The organism is Streptomyces sp. NPDC026538 (assembly GCF_055567535.1).
In genome coordinates this window covers 494295-510877 of record NZ_JBVHQG010000006.1, presented here as the reverse complement: position 1 = coordinate 510877, position 16583 = coordinate 494295, and the positions used below count along the sequence as shown (strand labels likewise).

General features: G+C 71.5%; 12 protein-coding genes and 1 pseudogene. 8 read left to right on the top strand and 5 right to left on the bottom strand.

Annotated elements, in window-relative coordinates:
- The first annotated feature begins 12 nt into the window (after nucleotides 1-12).
- Nucleotides 13-1269 carry an alpha/beta hydrolase family protein gene (locus tag ACZ4N4_RS25985; protein WP_467592570.1) on the top strand — a complete coding sequence of 419 codons (1257 nt, stop codon included), beginning with the start codon at nucleotides 13-15 and terminating at the stop codon, nucleotides 1267-1269.
- On the opposite strand, the gene ACZ4N4_RS25980 is transcribed toward ACZ4N4_RS25985, so the two are convergent.
- Both ACZ4N4_RS25980 and ACZ4N4_RS25975 read right to left on the bottom strand, forming a co-directional pair.
- Entirely contained in the window at nucleotides 1252-2457 is a 1206-nt protein-coding gene (locus ACZ4N4_RS25980; protein WP_467592568.1) for a cytochrome P450 family protein, read from the bottom strand. The genes ACZ4N4_RS25985 and ACZ4N4_RS25980 overlap by 18 nt on opposite strands.
- A gap of 163 nt (nucleotides 2458-2620) precedes the next feature.
- A complete protein-coding gene (locus tag ACZ4N4_RS25975) occupies nucleotides 2621-2797 on the bottom strand; it encodes a hypothetical protein (RefSeq protein WP_467592566.1) in 177 nt (58 codons plus the stop codon).
- Between the two features lie 484 nt (nucleotides 2798-3281).
- Here ACZ4N4_RS25975 and ACZ4N4_RS25970 point away from each other — a divergent pair, with 484 nt between their 5' ends.
- Nucleotides 3282-4433, top strand: coding sequence for a glutathione-independent formaldehyde dehydrogenase (locus ACZ4N4_RS25970; protein ID WP_467592564.1), 1152 nt, complete (start codon nucleotides 3282-3284; stop codon nucleotides 4431-4433).
- Between the two features lie 122 nt (nucleotides 4434-4555).
- Here ACZ4N4_RS25970 and ACZ4N4_RS25965 read toward each other — a convergent pair whose 3' ends face one another.
- Complete coding sequence (locus ACZ4N4_RS25965) at nucleotides 4556-5008, bottom strand: acyl-CoA thioesterase (protein WP_453576246.1); 453 nt, start codon at nucleotides 5006-5008, stop codon at nucleotides 4556-4558.
- A gap of 132 nt (nucleotides 5009-5140) precedes the next feature.
- On the opposite strand from ACZ4N4_RS25965, the gene ACZ4N4_RS25960 reads away from it, so the two are divergent.
- Entirely contained in the window at nucleotides 5141-6025 is an 885-nt protein-coding gene (locus ACZ4N4_RS25960) for a fumarylacetoacetate hydrolase family protein (RefSeq protein WP_467592561.1), read from the top strand.
- A 99-nt stretch (nucleotides 6026-6124) separates the two neighbouring features.
- On the opposite strand, the gene ACZ4N4_RS25955 is transcribed toward ACZ4N4_RS25960, so the two are convergent.
- The gene (locus ACZ4N4_RS25955; protein WP_467592559.1) at nucleotides 6125-8284 is read right to left on the bottom strand and encodes an MMPL family transporter; all 2160 of its coding nucleotides are present in this window, start codon (nucleotides 8282-8284) and stop codon (nucleotides 6125-6127) included.
- 268 nt (nucleotides 8285-8552) lie between these two features.
- On the opposite strand from ACZ4N4_RS25955, the gene hglS reads away from it, so the two are divergent.
- Nucleotides 8553-9950, top strand: a complete 1398-nt coding sequence (gene hglS / locus ACZ4N4_RS25950) for a 2-oxoadipate dioxygenase/decarboxylase (RefSeq protein ID WP_467592556.1) — start codon at nucleotides 8553-8555, stop codon at nucleotides 9948-9950.
- A gap of 25 nt (nucleotides 9951-9975) precedes the next feature.
- A complete protein-coding gene (gene amaB, locus ACZ4N4_RS25945) occupies nucleotides 9976-11505 on the top strand; it encodes an L-piperidine-6-carboxylate dehydrogenase (protein WP_467592554.1) in 1530 nt (509 codons plus the stop codon).
- 415 nt (nucleotides 11506-11920) lie between these two features.
- Here the strand turns inward: amaB and ACZ4N4_RS25940 are convergent, their stop codons facing one another.
- Nucleotides 11921-13105, bottom strand: coding sequence for a PP2C family protein-serine/threonine phosphatase (locus ACZ4N4_RS25940; protein ID WP_467592552.1), 1185 nt, complete (start codon nucleotides 13103-13105; stop codon nucleotides 11921-11923).
- A gap of 346 nt (nucleotides 13106-13451) precedes the next feature.
- On the opposite strand from ACZ4N4_RS25940, the gene ACZ4N4_RS25935 reads away from it, so the two are divergent.
- The 3 genes and pseudogenes from ACZ4N4_RS25935 to ACZ4N4_RS25925 all read left to right on the top strand — a co-directional run bounded on the left by ACZ4N4_RS25935 (nucleotide 13452) and on the right by ACZ4N4_RS25925 (nucleotide 16577).
- A complete protein-coding gene (locus ACZ4N4_RS25935) occupies nucleotides 13452-14120 on the top strand; it encodes a glycoside hydrolase family 11 protein (RefSeq protein WP_467592550.1) in 669 nt (222 codons plus the stop codon).
- Nucleotides 14120-14806, top strand: a pseudogene (locus ACZ4N4_RS25930) (polysaccharide deacetylase family protein); the annotation flags it as partial. The gene ACZ4N4_RS25935 and the pseudogene ACZ4N4_RS25930, both read left to right, overlap by 1 nt.
- Before the next feature lie 109 nt (nucleotides 14807-14915).
- Nucleotides 14916-16577, top strand: coding sequence for a hypothetical protein (locus tag ACZ4N4_RS25925; RefSeq protein ID WP_467592548.1), 1662 nt, complete (start codon nucleotides 14916-14918; stop codon nucleotides 16575-16577).
- Nucleotides 16578-16583: the final 6 nt, after the last annotated feature.

Sequence of the window (16583 nt, the reverse complement as noted above, 5' to 3'; positions counted from 1 at the left end):
AGGAGGCCGTCCGTGCTCAGTCGCCGCGCCGCTGTCCTGTCGGCCGTCGCCGCCACCACCCTGTCCGCCGTCACCACGGGCACGGCGTCGGCGGCGACGCCACGCAAGGCCGTGCCGGTACGGCTGAAACTGCCCGCGCCCAGCGGACCGCACCCGGTGGGCACGGTCTCCCTGCGCCTCGTCGACACCTCACGTGCCGATCCCTGGATGACGGACCAGCCGTACCGGGAGCTGATGATCGGTGTCCGCTACCCGGCGCGGGCCGTCGGCGGACATCCCAGGGCGCCGCAGATGCTGCCGGGGGAGGCCGCCGGCTTCGCCGCCGTCAACAACCTCACCCATGTGCCCGGCGACAAGGTCGACTGGGCGGCCACCCGCACCCACGCGTACCGGGGCGCCCCGGCCGACCGGGACCGGGGGCCGTACCCGGTCGTCTGCTACTCGCCCGGCGCCGGCGACCCGCGCTCCCTCGGCACCACCCTCTGCGACGACCTCGCCTCCCGGGGCTATGTCGTGGCGACACTCGACCACACCTACGACGCCTCGGCCGTCCAGTTCCCCGGCGGCCGGGTCGAACGCACCGTGCTGCCCGCCGAGTTCGACAAGGCGTACCCGGACCCGGCGCGCATCAGGGCGCTGCTCAGGAAGACGATGGCCGTACGGGTGGCCGACACCCGCTTCCTCCTCGACGCCCTGCCCGGTGCGCTGCCCGGGGAACTGCGCGGCCTCGCGGACTGGGACCGTCTCGGCATGTTCGGCCACTCGGCCGGGGGCTTCACCGCGTTGCAGGCGATGCACGACGACCGGCGTATCGCCGCGGCGGCCGACTTCGACGGCGTCCTCGCGTACGTCCAGGAGGACAGCGACTCCGGCTACCTCTCGGCTGTCGCCGCCGAAGGCCTCGACCGCCCGTTCCTGCTGGTCGGCAAGGACGGCAACGACCTGAGCACGGTGCCCTCCTGGAACGCCCTGTGGCGGCACAGCCGGGGTTGGGGCGAAGGCCTGACCCTGCGCGGCGCCGAACACGCGACGTACACCGACGCGGAGGCGATGATCCCGCAGATCGCCCGTCAGCTCGGCCTGCCCCGCGAGACGGTCGTCCAGAACATCGGCACCATCGCCCCGGCCCGCGCGATCACCGCCGAACGGGCCTGCCTCGCCGACTTCTTCGACCGCCGACTGCGCGGCCGTACCGGCGAAGCCCTGCCGGACCGCTTCCCGGAGGTGCGCCGCTTCTCCCGCCGGAACCACTCAGTACCGCACGGGTAGGCCGAGCAGGCCGCGGGTGCGCATCGAGGGGCGCCAGCGCAACGCGTCGGAGGGGACGTCGAGTTCGAGCCCGGGGAGGCGTTCCAGCAGCGCGGTCAGGGCGACCTCGGTCTCCAGGCGGGCGAGCGGTGCGCCGAGGCAGTAGTGGATGCCGTGACCGAGGGCGAGATGGCCGGTGGCGTCGCGGCCGATGTCGAGCCGGTCCGGCTCGGGGAAGCGGCGCGGGTCGCGATGGGCCGCCGCCAGGGACAGCAGCACGGTCTCGCCCGCCGGGACCGTGACCCCGCCGATGGTGACGTCCTCGGTGGGGAAGCGGCGGATGGCGAGCGGGGCGGGTCCGTCGTAGCGGGCCAGCTCCTCGACGGCCGCGCCGATCCGGGCCGGATCCTCGCGCAGGGCGGCCAGTTGGGAGGGGTGGAGGAGCAGGGCGAGGGTGGCGTTGCCGATGAGGTGGACGGTGTTCTCGTACCCGGCGAACAGGACGAGGAAGGTCAGGGACATCAACTCGTCCTCGCTGAGCCGGTCTTCCTCGTCCCGTACGGCGATCATCGCGGAGAGCAGGTCGTCGGCGGGCTCGGCACGCTTGCGGGCGAGGAGCCGGGCGAAGAAGGCGAGGAGCGCCTGCACCGCCTCCCTCGCCCGCTCGGGCCGCGTGGGGTCCGGGACGACGAGCGCGTCGGTCCAGGACCGGAAGTCCGGCCGGTCCTCCTCGGCCACGCCCAGCAGTTCGCAGATCACGGCGATGGGCAGCGGCGCGGCGTAGCCGGCGATCAGGTCGGTACGGCCGAGCGGTTCGACGGCGTCGAGCAGCTCGTCGGCGGTCCGCCGGACGGGTTCGCGCAGCAAGGCGATGCGGCGCGGGGTGAAGGCCTGGGACACCAGGCGCCGTACCCGGGTGTGGTCCGGCGGGTCCATGTTCAGCAGGTTGGCGTCGAGCGCGGGCGGCAGCACGAGCCCCCGGTAGCCGCCGGGTTTCGCGTGGACCTTGTCGAGCGAGAGCCGCGGGTCGGCGAGGGCCTGCCGCACGTCCTCGTACCGTGTCACCAGCCAGGCCGGCAGCCCGTCGGTTCCGGCAAAGCGGTGCACGGGACCGGCCTCCCGGAGCCGGGCGTACACCGCGTACGGGTCGGCGAGCAGCTCCGCCGGGTCAACGGCGGCCGGAGCAAGGGGTGTTGTCCTGGCGTCCATGGCTCCCACCCTAGACACCGGGAGCCGGCACAGGCGTCCTCGGTGACCCCGGGCCGGCCCGGGGTGAACGGCGGCACGGCCGGGGCGTCCGGCGGCCCGCCGCCGACGATCGGGTGGTGGTCCGATGTCGTCAGGGATCTCTCCTCGTGGTGGTCCTGCGCGGTCAGCGGGGCAGCCAGGCGCGGATCGCCGCGGCCGTGCCGTCGGCCTCCTGGTGGAGTACCGAGAAGTGGTCGCCGGGGACGTCCACGCCCAGCGCCGCAAGGACGTGGGCGGTCAGCTCGGGCAGCGTGGGGTACTCCAGTACGACGGTCGGGGACAGCCGCACCTGCGTGAACACGCCGAGCCCGTTGCGGATCTGCGTCCGGACATGGTGGTGATGTCGAGGACGGCGCGCCGGGCGGGGCGGATCAACGGGCGAGCCGGTCGGGCGGTGGCGGGGCGCGGAGGGCGGGGACCCGCGGTGCCGTCTTGCTCACCGCGCCGCTCCGGGTCAGGGGCGGCGGGGCGCAGGATCGCGGTGGCGCGCGGTGGCGTGCGGGCGGCGGCCGAGGGCCGCGGCGCGGCCCCCGTGACCGAGGCGGTGGAGCCGCCGTGGCGGCGCGTCCGGCCGCCGGGGTCCGGGGGTTCGGGCAGGCGATTTTTCCAGGGAGTTGCAGCGCCCGCGTGAGCGGCGTTTTCTGGAAGTATCCGATGGTGAAACACGAGCGCCTAGGGTTGCGGCATGGACCGGGGGCTCTGTCTCGACATGTTTCTCCTGGCCAGAGCCTCGGTCTGTGCGGTCCGTCGTCGTGTCCCGGCGTTCCACGCGGAGGTGAACCCAGGTGAAAGCCGTTGTGTATGAGAAGCCCTTCAGCGTCGCGGTCAGGGACGTCGACGATCCGCGCATCCAGCACCCGAACGACGTGCTGGTACGCGTCACGTCGACCGCCATCTGCGGATCCGACCTGCACATGTACGAGGGCCGTACGGCCGCCGAGTCGGGCATCGTCTTCGGACACGAGAACCTCGGCATAGTCGAGGAGACCGGCGCCGGCGTGACCTCGTTGTCCAAGGGCGACCGCGTGGTCATGCCGTTCAACGTCGCCTGCGGATTCTGCAAGAACTGCCTGGCGGGCAAGACCGGCTTCTGCCTCACGGTCAATCCGGGCTTCGCCGGCGGAGCCTACGGCTACGTGGCCATGGGCCCCTACGAGGGCGGGCAGGCGGAGCTGCTGCGGGTGCCGTTCGCCGACTTCAACTGTCTGAAGCTGCCGCCGGGCGAGGAGTTCGAGACCGACTTCGTGCTGCTCGCCGACATCTTCCCGACCGGCTACCACGGCTGTGAGCTGGCCCGGGTGACCCCTGGCGAGAGCGTCGCGGTCTTCGGAGCCGGCCCGGTCGGGCTGATGGCGGCGTACTCCGCGCTGCTGCGGGGCGCGTCCAAGGTGTTCTCGGTCGACCGCGTGCCCGAGCGGCTCGCCAAGGCCGAGCAGATCGGAGCGATACCGATCGACTTCACCAAGGGCGACCCGGCCGAACAGATCAAGGAACAGACCGGGGGCGAGGGCACGGACAAGGGCGTCGACGCCGTCGGCTACCAGGCCCAGGCACACGACGCGAGCCACGAGGAACCCGCCATCGTCCTGAACGCCCTCGTCGACACGGTACGGCCGACCGGCATGCTCGGCGTACCGGGCCTGTACGTCCCGTCCGACCCGGGCGGACCCGACGAGCACGCCAAGCACGGCCTGCTGCTGGTCTCCATCGGCCGGATGTTCGAGAAGGGGCAGCAGATGGGCACCGGTCAGTGCAACGTCAAGCAGTACAACCGGCAGTTGCGCGACCTGATCATCGCCGGGCGGGCCAAGCCCAGCTTCGTGGTCTCCCACGAACTGCCGCTCGAGGACGCACCGAGCGCCTACGAGAAGTTCGACCAGCGGATCGAGGGCTACACCAAGGTCGTCCTGCATCCAGGCCACGCCCTTGCGGCGTAGGACCCGCGCACGGCGATCACGGGCGGCGTAGGACCCGCCCGCACGGCACGGCGGTCCGGCTCCCGCGGCCGGGCCGCCGCGCGCCGTGCCCTCACCGGCTCGGCGGCATCTCCCGCAGGCGGTTACGGCTGCCCGGCCCCGCCCGTTCCCGTGTCCGCAGGGGCCACGGCGAGGGCGGCGATCCACTCGGCGGGCCAGGGCGCGCTCACCCGTTCCTCCCTCTGCGGCACGTGTACGACCGTGTAGCGCCCGGACGCGGCGAGCCGGCGCGGCCGGCCGTCGGTCTCCTCGCCCCACACCTCGAACCGGAACGTCAGGGAGGAGGTGCCGACGCGTTCCACGTCGAGGACCGTCGTCACCTCCTGCTGGAACCAGAGGGGGGCGGCGAAGTCGACCTCGTAGCGCACGCGGGGCGCGGCACCGAAATAGCCGACGAGGCCGCGCTCGCGCACCAGCGTCGCCTCGGCGGCCTCCACGAACCGCACGACAGCGGAGTTGTGGTAGTGCCCGGAGGCGTCGGTGTCCGGCCACTCCACGCGGCATCGGTGGACGGTGCGGGCCGCTTCAGGAGTCATGGCCGGCCTTCCGAGGGGAGGGGGAAGTGGTATCTCGTATTTTTCACGGCCGTCATTTAAAGTCAATGCGTCGACTCGCGATCCGCGGGCGGTCGTGGGGTGCCCGAACCCCGGCAGAGCGAAAGGGGCGACGTGAAACTTGCATCCCTCGCCGTCGACGGCGTGCGACGGTCCGGCGTCGTGGACGAGTCCGAGCGGACGGTCACGGTGCTGCCGGCGGAGATCGGCACCGTCGACGACGTCGTCCGCGGCGGCCCGGAGGCCCTCGAGGCGGTCCGCACCGCGGCACCCGGCGAGACCGTGCCGTTGTCCGGGATCCGTCTGGAAGCCCCGCTGCACCGCTTCAACCGCGACGTCCTGTGCACCGGCTGGAACTACTGGGACCACTTCGAGGAGTCGAAGGGCAAGCGGGACGGGCAGGACCCGGACGGGCGGCCCGAGCACCCCACCTTCTTCACCAAGGGCCCCGACACGGTCATCGGCCCGGCCGACGACATCGCCTACGACCCCGGCCTCTCCGCCAAATGGGACTACGAGGCCGAGATCGCGCTGGTCATCGGCCGCGACGGACGCTCGATCCCGGAAGAGAAGGCCCTGGACCACGTCTTCGGCCTGCTCGTCGCCAACGACGTCTCCCAGCGCGATCTCCAGCGGGCGCACGGCGGCCAGTGGCTCAAGGGCAAGAGCATCGACGCGACCATGCCGCTCGGGCCCTGGCTGACGACCGTCGACGAGATCGACGACCTCACCGGTCTGCGGGTGCGGTGCGAGGTCAACGGCCGGTTGCTGCAGGACGCGACCAGCGGCCAGATGGCCTTCTCCGTCCCCCGGATCATCGCCGAGCTGAGCCGCGGCATGACCCTGCGCGCCGGGGACGTGGTCCTCACCGGCACCCCGAGCGGCATCGGCAACGCCCGTGACCCGCAGATCTTCCTCGCCGACGGCGATGTGGTCGTGACCCGCGTCAGCGGCCTGGGCGAACTCCGCAACACGGTGCGCCGCACCCGCCTCACCTGAGCCGACTCCCGGAATGGGCAAGGGGCCCGCCGGACCACACGGCCCGGCGGACCCCCGCTGTCCCGAGGCCGCTGGCCGCGACCCGCTGTCCCGACGCCGCTAGCCGCGACGCCCCGCGGCCTGGTACTCGTCGTCCTCGACGGGCGAGGAGCCGGCGTCCGCTGCCGGCTGCGCCCGGTCGGCGTGGCCCGGCCACCAGGCGGCGTGACCGATCAGCGCGGTGAGGCTCGGCGTGAAGAACATCGCCATGACGAACGCGGCGACCGCGATGCCGAAGGAGACCGCGAAGCCCATCTCCGTGAGCAGCGCGTTGCCCGCCAGCATCATCGTGGCGAAGGTCGCCGCCAGGATGAAGCCCGCCGCGGCCACCGTCGGCCCGGCGTGCCGCAGCGCCATCCCGGCCGCCTCGCGCGGCTCGCGTCCCTCTCGGGCCTCCTCGCGGAGCCGGGCGATCATGAGGATGTTGTAGTCCGTTCCGATGGCGACCACGAAGAGATACATGATCACCGGGAGCATGAACATCAGTCCGGGCTTGTTCTGCGCCTCCTGGAAGATCCAGACCGTGGCACCGAGCGTGGCACCGAAGCCCAGCCCCACCGAGGCGATCAGGTACCAGGGAGCCACGATGCTGCGCAGCAGCAGTCCCAGGATCACCATGATCAGCAGCGCGGCGACGGGGAACACCGTCCGGTAGTCGTGGTTGACCGCGGAGTCGATGTCCTTGTAGATCGAGGACATGCCGCCCACGACGGCCTCGGTGCCCTCGGGAGCGTCGGCGTGCGCGACGTCCCGCACCCGGCCCACGGCGTCGATCGCCTTGTCCGTGGACGCCTCGTACTTGAGCGTGACGGTGAAGTCCGCGGTCGTACCGGCCTTGTTCACCTGGGACATCCGGGCGCTCGCGACACCGTCCACGGCCCCGAGCTTCGAGGCGTAGGCGTCGAACGCGGACCTGTCCAGCGGCTTGCCGTCGCTGCTGGAGAGATAGACGTCGGTGGGCGCGGCGGCACCCGCCGAGTACGCCGTCTGCATCTCGTCCTGGACGACCATGGACTCCTTGGTCTTCGGCATGGAACCCGACGCCAGGTCGAACGTGGCCTTGTAGCCGAGCGTGCCGAGCGACAGCACGACCAGGATCAGGCCGGAGACCGCGGCGGTCAGCGCCGGGCGGCGCTGCACACCGCGGCCCAGGGCCGCGAAGCGCGCGTTGGCCGGCTCCTGCTGCCAGGACTTCGAGGGCCAGAACACCTTCGGGCCGATGAGCGAGACCACGGCCGGGATCAGGGTCAGCCCCGCGATCAGGGTGACCGAGACCGAGATGGCCAGCGCCGGGCCCATCTGCTTGAGGAAGCCCAGCGTGGACAGCACCAGCGCGAGGAAGGCGATGATCACCGCGCCGGCCGCCGAGGCGATGGCCTCCCCGACCCGGTCGACCGCGTTGATCATGGCCTGCTTGGGTTCGTCACCCGCGCGCAGGCGTTCGCGGTAGCGGAACATCAGGAACAGGAAGTAGTCCGTGCCCACGCCGAAGAGCACGACGATCAGGATCGACGAGACGGAACTGTTGGCCTGAAGTCCGAACAGCTTGGTGGCGTACGCGATCAGCCCATTGGCGATCGCCGACACCACGCCGATCAGCAGGAGGGGCAGGAACGCCAGGATCGGCGCCCGGAAGATGATCAGCAGGGTCACCAGGATGATCACGAAGGTGCCGATGCCGATCAGCGCCTCACCGCGCTTGGACGAGTCCTGCTGGTCCAGGGCCTGTGCGGCCGAACCGCCGAGCTTGACCTCCAGGTCCGTGCCCTTGGCCAGTTGCTTGACGTCGTCGCGCAACACCTTGGCGGCGTCCGCCTGGACGGGCTGACCCGCCTTCTTGCTGTCCATCTGCACCAGGGTCAGGGTGTACCTGCCGTCCTTGGACGGCGGGCCGGGGACGACCTTCTGTACCTGATCGATGTGTTTGTCGCCCAGCTCGGTGGTGATCCGGGTGACGTCCTTGAGATCGGCCTGACTGAGCTTGCCGCCGTCGGTGCGCTGGTACAGCGCGATCGCGGACGGCGTGAAGGCGCTGGGGAACGCCTTCTGCTGGAGATCGGCCGCTTTGATCGACTCGTAACTCTTGGGCAGGAAACTGCTTTCGTCGCTGTTCGAGGGCAGGCTCGGGGCGGTGGCGACGATCGCCACCGCCGCGATCAGCCATGCCACGATCGTCCAGACAGGATGCCGGACGACGGCAGTGCCAATACGTCGGAACATGCGGAAGGTCCTCCTGGGTAGGAAGATCACCGCAGCCCGGGGAGCGGACCCTGGCATCGGCGACCCCGACCGGCCCGCATCCAACGGGCCGGTCGCATAGATGTCTTGCCGTCATATCGTAGGGATCACAGGCGGAGATCGGTCCAGTGGGTTTTCGACAGCGCCACGACCGTCTCGCGCGCGGCCCTGTCATCTGTACGGCAGGGGGCCGGTCGGCGACCATCGAAGACATGATCGCCGTCCCGTCGTCCGCCCGGAAGGCCGAACCATGTCAACGATCAGTCAATGGCGGCTGCGGACCGCGTTCGCGGAACGGCTGTCGGAGATGTACGGCCGGGAGGTGCCCGCCTACACGACGCTGGTGGACGTCTCGCGCCAGGTCAACGAGGACGTGCTGCGGGACCGGGGAGCCGACGCCGAACGGCTCGGATCCATCGGCCGGGTGACCGCCGAGCGGCACGGCGCCATCCGCGTCGGCACCCCGCGGGAACTGCGCCAGGTCGCCCGGGTCTTCGGCGCTCTCGGCATGCACCCGGTCGGCTTCTACGACCTGCGGGAGGCCGCCGCCAGCGCCGTCCCCGTCGTCTCCACCGCCTTCCGGCCGGTCGACGGCGCGGAACTCGCCCGCAACCCCTTCCGTGTGTTCACCTCCATGCTCACCGTCGCCGACCCGCGCTTCTTCGACGCCGATCTGCGCGCGCGCCTGGAGACCTTCCTGGCCGGCCGCGAGCTCTTTCCCCCGGAGCTGCTCACCCTGGCCGACCGCGCCGCGGCCGAGCGCGAACTGCCGGCGGACGACGCCGAACGCTTCCTCCGACTGACCGTGCGGGTCTTCGAGTTGTCGAGGGAACCGGTGGACCGGGCCTGGTACCGGACCCTGGAGCGGGTCTCCGCCGTCGCCGCCGACATCGGCGGGGTCCGCGGCACCCACATCAACCACCTCACCCCGCGTGTGCTGGACATCGACGAGCTGTACCGCCGTATGACCGACCGTGGTATCGAGATGATCGACACCATCCAGGGCCCGCCGGCCTGGAAGGGCCCAGACGTCCTGCTGCGCCAGACCTCCTTCCGGGCGCTGGCCGAGTCCCGACCGATGCGCGCCGAGGACGGCAGCGTGGTCAACGGCTCCCTTCGGGTGCGCTTCGGCGAGGTCGAGGCCCGCGGCATCGCCCTCACCCGTGCCGGACGGGCCCACTACGACGAGCTCCTCGGCCGCGTCGACGAGCAGGCGTCCCGGCACCCCACGGCGGCGCGCGGTGACCTGGCCCGTACCGTCTGGGAGCGGCACATGCCCGGCAGCGAGGAGGAACTCGCGGCGCGGGGCCTGGCGTACTTCACCTACCGGCTCGCCGACGGGCGGCCGCACGAAGGCGGCAGCCCGCCCACCGACGTCGGTGAACTGGTCCGGCAGGGCTGGGTGCTGGCCGAGCCCGTCGTCTACGAGGACTTCCTGCCCCGCTCCGCCGCCGGCATCTTCCAGTCCAACCTCACCGGCGAGGGCACCCGCGACAACGACCAGCAGGGCACCGCCTACGACGCCGAATGGCTCTCCGGCGCCATCGACCGCGAGGTCCTCGACCCCTACGCCCTCTACGAGCAGCAGCAGAACGGCTCCCTCGCCCAGGTCGCCCGCGCCCTGGGCCTCAACGGCACGCTCCGCTGACCCCTCACCCCCTGGAGGTCCCACGATGACCAGCACCGCGCTGCCCACCACGGACGACCTGCGCACCCGCGCCCGGGCCTGCCTGCGGACCATCGGCGCCCAGGTCGCGGAGGGCGACGACTTCCCGGCCCGCACCCCCATCACCGGCGAGCACCTCTTCGGGCTGAAGTCCGCCACCGGCGACGACATCGAACAGGCACTCGCGGCCGCCCGTACCGCCTTCCTCGGCTGGCGCACCACCCCCGCCCCGCGCCGCGGCGAACTCGTACGCAGGCTGGGGGAGTTGCTGCGTGAGCACAAGAGCGACCTGGCCGATCTCGTCACCCTCGAGGCCGGCAAGATCCGCTCCGAGGCGCTCGGCGAGGTCCAGGAGATGATCGACATCTGCGACTTCGCCGTGGGCCTGTCCCGGCAGCTGTACGGCCGTACGATCGCCTCCGAACGCCCCGGCCACCGCCTGGCCGAGACCTGGCACCCGCTCGGCGTGGTCGGCGTCATCTCGGCCTTCAACTTCCCCGTCGCCGTCTGGTCCTGGAACACCGCCGTCGCCCTGGTCTGCGGCGACACGGTGGTATGGAAGCCCTCGGAGCTCACCCCGCTGACCGCCCTGGCCTGCCACCACCTGCTCGCCCGGGCCGCCGACGAGACCGGCGCACCCCGCGACGTACACCGCCTGCTGCTCGGCGACCGCACGGTCGGCGAGCGGCTCGTCGACGACCCCCGGGTGGCCCTCGTCAGCGCCACCGGCTCCACCCGCATGGGCCGTGCGGTCGGCCCGCGCGTCGCCGCCCGGTTCGGCCGCAGCCTGCTGGAGCTCGGCGGCAACAACGCCGCGATCGTCGCCGCCTCGGCCGACCTGGACCTCGCCGTCCAGAGCATCGTCTTCGCCGCGGCCGGCACGGCGGGCCAGCGCTGCACCACCCTGCGCCGCCTCATCGTCCACCGCGACCTCGCCGAGACCCTCGTCGAGCGCCTGACAGCCGTCTACGGCAGGCTGCCCGTCGGCAGCCCGTTCGACGACACGACGCTGGTCGGCCCGCTCATCTCCACCGCCGCCCTGGACGCCATGCACGACGCCCTCACCCGGGTCCAGGCGCAGGGCGGCAAGATCCTGGCCGGCGGAAACCGGCGGCTGGCGGAGGCGGCACCGGCGGCCGCCTACACCGAGCCCGTCCTGGTGCGCGTCGACGAACAGACCGACGTGGTACGGGAGGAGACCTTCGCGCCGATCCTCTACGTCCTCAGCTACGACACCCTCGACGAGGCGATCGCCCTGCACAACGACGTCCCGCAGGGCCTGTCGTCCAGCATCTTCACCCGGGACCAGCGGGAGGCCGAGATCTTCCTGTCCGCCGCCGGATCCGACTGCGGCATCGCCAACGTCAACATCGGCACCTCGGGAGCGGAGATCGGCGGTGCCTTCGGCGGCGAGAAGGACACCGGCGGCGGCCGCGAGTCCGGCTCCGACGCCTGGAAGGCGTACATGCGCGCGGCGACCAACACGGTCAACTACTCCGGCGAACTCACCCTGGCCCAGGGCGTCAGCTTCCTCTGACGAGGATCTGGCCGGCGGCGGCCCGTCTCGGCTCCCCGGGAGCCGCTTCCCGATGTTCCCCGCGACGGCCGCCGCGAGTCGGCGAAGCCGCGGTCCCGGTTGTCCGCCTCGACCCCGGGCACGCGGGCGAGGTCGGCCGCGCCGAGCAGGGCGCAGGCGTCGAGGCGGGCCAGGGAGTCCGCGGCGGGCCGGGCCGTCCGGCGGGGCACCGGGCCGTCCGGCGGGGCACCGGGCCGTCCGGCGGGGCACCGGGCCGTCGTCCAGCACGCCGACGACGTGGTCGGTGGCGGCGGCACCGCCCCGCCCCTTGCCACACGTCACCCGCTCGGTGGTGACTCACGGTGGCGGAGTGCAGTCACCCGTGACCTGCCCCACAGGGGCCGCCGGGGACCGGCCCAGGCCCTCCCCACACGCGTCACGGCGGGGGGTCCACGAGCTCTTCGGTGCCGGGGGTGTCGTTTCCGCCGTCCGGCACCCCGGTCGCCCCCGCGGGCAGCAGGAACGCGGTGAGCGCGGCCGTGTCGTCCTGCAACTGGTCGCCGCTGTAGGTCTGCAGATCCTGATGGAGCCGCTCCAGCAGCTCCGGGGGCGGCATCGGTCCCCACGAGCGCAGCCGCTGGAGCAGCGGGTAGAAGGAACCGTCCGGGTCACGGGTCTCGGAGACACCGTCCGTGTAGAGCAGCAGTTGGTCGCCGGGGCCGAAGGCGTAGGTGTCGACGTGATACGGGTCCCCGACCAGCATGCCGAGGTTCAGCGGCGGCCCCGACCGCCCCCGGTCCAGTTCGCTCACCTCGCCGGGGCGGATGAGCAGCGGTGGCGGATGGCCGCAGTTGAGGACGCGGACGACCCTCTCGTCGTAGGGGATCTCGGCGAAGACGGCGGTGACGAACCGCTCGCCCGTCTCGCTGCCGCCCAGTTGGTGGGCCCGGCGCGTCATGCTGATGTCCACCCGCTCCACCAGGGCGTTGAGGTCGGGTTCGTCGTGCGCGGCCTCCCGGAACGCGCCCAGCATCGCCGCCGCGGTCTCCACCGCGAGCAGGCCCTTGCCCCGCACGTCGCCGATGAGCAGCCGGGCCCCGTGCGCGGTCGGCACGGCCTCGTAGAGGTCGCCGCCGATCCGTGCCTCCGCGGCGGCGGACAGGTAGAAGCTCTCCAGCAGCAGGTTCCCGATCCGGTGCGGGACGGGTCTGAGCAGGACACGCTGCGCGATCTCGGCCACGAACCGGACGTCGGCCAGGGTGCGTTCCCGGCGGATCCGGTGCGCGGCCAGGATCGTGCCCAGGGCGCCGACCAGGGCCGTACACGCGTAGGCGGCGACATAGTGCCGTTCCCAGAGGTAGCCGACGTCGCGTCCCGCGCAGCACGGGGTTCCGGCCAGTAAAAGTTCGAAGCCGATGCCGAAGACGGTGGCGCAGGCGACGACGACGGGCGGGTGCGCGAAGGCGGTCACCAGCGGGAGGGCGATCAGAGCGAAGCTGACCGGCCACTGCACGGGGGTGACCGGTTCGATCAGCAGCACACCGACGACGTACAGGAGCGGAAGCCAGCGCATCCACGCCGGGGGCGCGGGCAGTGCTGAATTGCGACCGTCGTGCCTCACCCGGGACTCCTGGCCTACGAATCTCGACAAGACGCCCAGCCTGGCGGGAGGCCCCCCGCCGCGCCGGTGATTGCTCCACTCAGCGGCATGTTCCGGTGCTGTCGGCAGCATTCGCCTCGGATACCGAAACATTCGACGATTCGAGGTTCGGTGATTTGATCTTTATTTGGCCGATTGTCGACAGAGTCGATCGTAGATTCGCTTGACGCGTCTATGAAGTGCGGAAATGGCCGAGCAGGTGGAGCGAAGGTTTCGAAATAATTACCGAAACTGTTGACAGGTGACATGGGCAGACCAACACTCCCCACCAAGCCACACCCGCACTGGCCATACGAGGAGGCACCGCATGAACCCGCTCGACCACGCACTGAGCCGCCGGAACGCCGGCGCCCTGCTGCTGGGCGCCGCCGCCGGGCTGGCCCTGCCCGGCACCGCCCGCGCCGCCACCGTCGTCACCACGAACCAGACCGGCACCAACAACGGCTACTACTACTCGTTCTGGACCGACGCGCAGGGCACCGTCTCCATGACCCTGGGCTCCGGCGGCAACTACAGCTCCAGCTGGCGCAACACCGGCAACTTCGTCTGCGGCAAGGGCTGGAGCACCGGCGCCCGCCGCAACGTGACCTACTCGGGCAGCTTCAGCCCCTCCGGCAACGGCTACCTGTCCCTCTACGGCTGGACGTCCAACCCGCTCGTCGAGTACTACATCGTCGACAACTGGGGCACCTACCGGCCCACCGGCACGTACAAGGGCAGCGTCACCAGCGACGGCGGCACCTACGACATCTACCTGACGACGCGGTACAACGCCCCGTCCGTCGAAGGCACCAAGACCTTCAACCAGTACTGGAGCGTCCGCCAGTCGAAGCGCACCGGCGGCACCATCACCACCGGCAATCACTTCGACGCCTGGGCCAGGGCCGGCATGTCCCTCGGCAGCTTCAGCTACTACCAGATCCTCGCGACCGAGGGCTACCAGAGCAGCGGCAGCTCCACCATCACGGTGGCGTGATGAGTGCCGTATCGGAGCGCTCGTCACACCTCTGGCCTGCGACCGTCATCGCCCTGGCGCTGGCCGCCGCGGGCACGCTCACCGTCGGCGCCGCCCCGGCCCACTCCGCCGGCTGCGCCGGCTACGTCGGTCTCACCTTCGACGACGGGCCGTCCACCGCCCACACACCGGGGCTGCTCAACGCCCTCAAGGCGAACGGGCTGCGGGCCACCCTGTTCAACGAGGGCCAGTACGCGGCCGCCTACCCGGCCCAGGTCCGGGCCGAGGTGAGCGCGGGTATGTGGGTCGGCAACCACAGCTACACCCACCCGCATCTGACCCAGGAGACCCAGGCGCAGATCGACTCGGAGATCTCCCGAACCCAGTCCGCCATAGCCGGCGCCGGTGGCGGCACTCCGGTGCTGTTCCGGCCGCCGTACGGCGAGACCAACACGACCGTGCGCACGGTCGAGGCCAAGTACGGGCTCACCGAGATCATCTGGGACGTCGACTCGCAGGACTGGAACGGCGCGAGCACCGACGCGATCGTGCAGGCCGTCTCCCGGCTCACCAACGGCCAGATCATCCTCATGCACGAATGGCCGGCCAACACGCTCACCGCGATCCCGCGCATCGCGCAGACCCTGGCTGCCAAGGGCCTGTGCTCCGGACGCATCTCCCCGGGGACCGGCCGCGCGGTGGCGCCCTGAGAACAGCGGCACGAGTGGCGCGGCGGCCCGTCAACCGCCGCGCCATCCTCATGAGTTCGGATGAACACGAATCCTCGGCGCGCATTCCGCCACTAGTTTCGTGGGCGTGGACTACTACGACCTGGGCAGTCACAGCCGGCGCGTGACAACGACGTCCCCCGAGGCACAGAGGTGGTTCGACCGGGGGCTGATCTGGACCTACGCCTTCAACCACGAGGAAGCCGTCCGCTGTTTCGAGGCGGCCGGCGCGGCGGACCCGGAATGCGCCATGGCCGACTGGGGCGTGGCCTACGCCCTCGGCCCCAACTACAACAAACCCTGGGAGTTCTTCGACCAGGAGGACCTGGCCCACACGGTGGAGCGCACGCACGCCGCTGTGGAACGCGCCCACGCCAAGGCCGCCCGCGTGACCCCTGTGGAGCGCGCCCTGGTCGAGGCACTGCGCGCCCGCTACCCGCAGGCCGCGGCCCCGGACGCGGAGGCCTGTTCGGTGTGGAGCACGGCCTACGCCGACAGCATGCGCGGGGTGTACGAACGGGCACCCGACGACCTCGATGTCGCCACCCTGTACGCCGACGCCCTGATGAACCTCACCCCCTGGCAGCTCTGGGACATCCGCAGCGGCCGGCCGGCCGAGGGCGCCCGGACGCCGGAAGCCAGGGCCGTGCTGGAGCGGGCCCTCGGCGCCGAGGCGGGCAGCCGCCACCCCGGCCTGCTGCACCTCTACATCCACCTGATGGAGATGTCGCCCACGCCCGAGACTGCCCTGCCCGTCGCCGACCTGCTGCGCGACCTCGTCCCCGACGCCGGGCACCTCCAGCACATGCCCTCGCACCTGGAAGTCCTCTGCGGCGACTACCGGCGCGTGGTCTCCGACAACGCCGCGGCCGTCGCCGCCGACGAGAAGTACCACGCCCGCGCCGGCGCGATGAACTTCTACACCCTCTACCGCTGCCACAACCTCCACTTCCGGATCTACGGCGCGATGTTCCTGGGCCGTCTCCAGGACGCCCTCGCCACGGCCGAACGGCTCGAAGCCGCCGTACCGGAGGCACTCCTGCGCGTGACGAGCCCGCCGATGGCCGACTGGCTGGAGGGCTTCCTGGCGATGCGGGTGCACGTCCTGATCCGGTTCGGCCGCTGGGACGACATCCTGCGCCTGCCGCTGCCCGCCGACCCCGGCCTGTACTGCGTGACCACCGCGATGCTGCACTACGCGCGCGGTGTCGCCCACTCCGCCACCGGCCGGACCGCCGAGGCCGAGGCGGACCGCGCCCGCTTCCGGGAGGCGGCCGCCGCCGTACCCGGGACCCGCATGCTGTTCAACAACACCTGCGCCGACATCCTGGCCATCGCCGCCGCCATGCTCGACGGCGAACTCGCCTACCGCAAAGGCGACTTCGACACGGCCTTCGCCGAACTGCGGCGGTCGATCGACCTGGACGACAACCTTCCCTACGACGAACCCTGGGGCTGGATGCAGCCCACCCGGCACGCCTACGGCGCCCTGCTCCTGGAACGCGGCCGGGTCGAGGAGGCCGAGGCGGTCTACCGGGCCGACCTCGGCCTGGACGACACCCTGCCCCGGCCGTTGCAGCACCCCGGCAACGTCTGGTCCCTGCACGGCTTCCACGAATGCCTCCGGCGGCTCGGCAGGGACGGCGAGGCACGGATCGTGGCCCAGCAGCTGAAGCTCGCGGCGGCGACGGCGGACGTACCGATCAGCGCGTCCTGCTTCTGCCGTACCGACTGCTGCCGTACGCCGTAGAGAGCC

Coding starts and splice junctions, on each gene's coding strand:
- ACZ4N4_RS25955 (WP_467592559.1), bottom strand. CDS start 8,284: ATGTTCCGACGTATTGGCACTGCCGTCGTCCGGCATCCTGTCTGGACG.
- hglS (WP_467592556.1), top strand. CDS start 8,553: ATGTCAACGATCAGTCAATGGCGGCTGCGGACCGCGTTCGCGGAACGG.
- ACZ4N4_RS25965 (WP_453576246.1), bottom strand. CDS start 5,008: ATGACTCCTGAAGCGGCCCGCACCGTCCACCGATGCCGCGTGGAGTGG.
- amaB (WP_467592554.1), top strand. CDS start 9,976: ATGACCAGCACCGCGCTGCCCACCACGGACGACCTGCGCACCCGCGCC.
- ACZ4N4_RS25935 (WP_467592550.1), top strand. CDS start 13,452: ATGAACCCGCTCGACCACGCACTGAGCCGCCGGAACGCCGGCGCCCTG.
- ACZ4N4_RS25980 (WP_467592568.1), bottom strand. CDS start 2,457: ATGGACGCCAGGACAACACCCCTTGCTCCGGCCGCCGTTGACCCGGCG.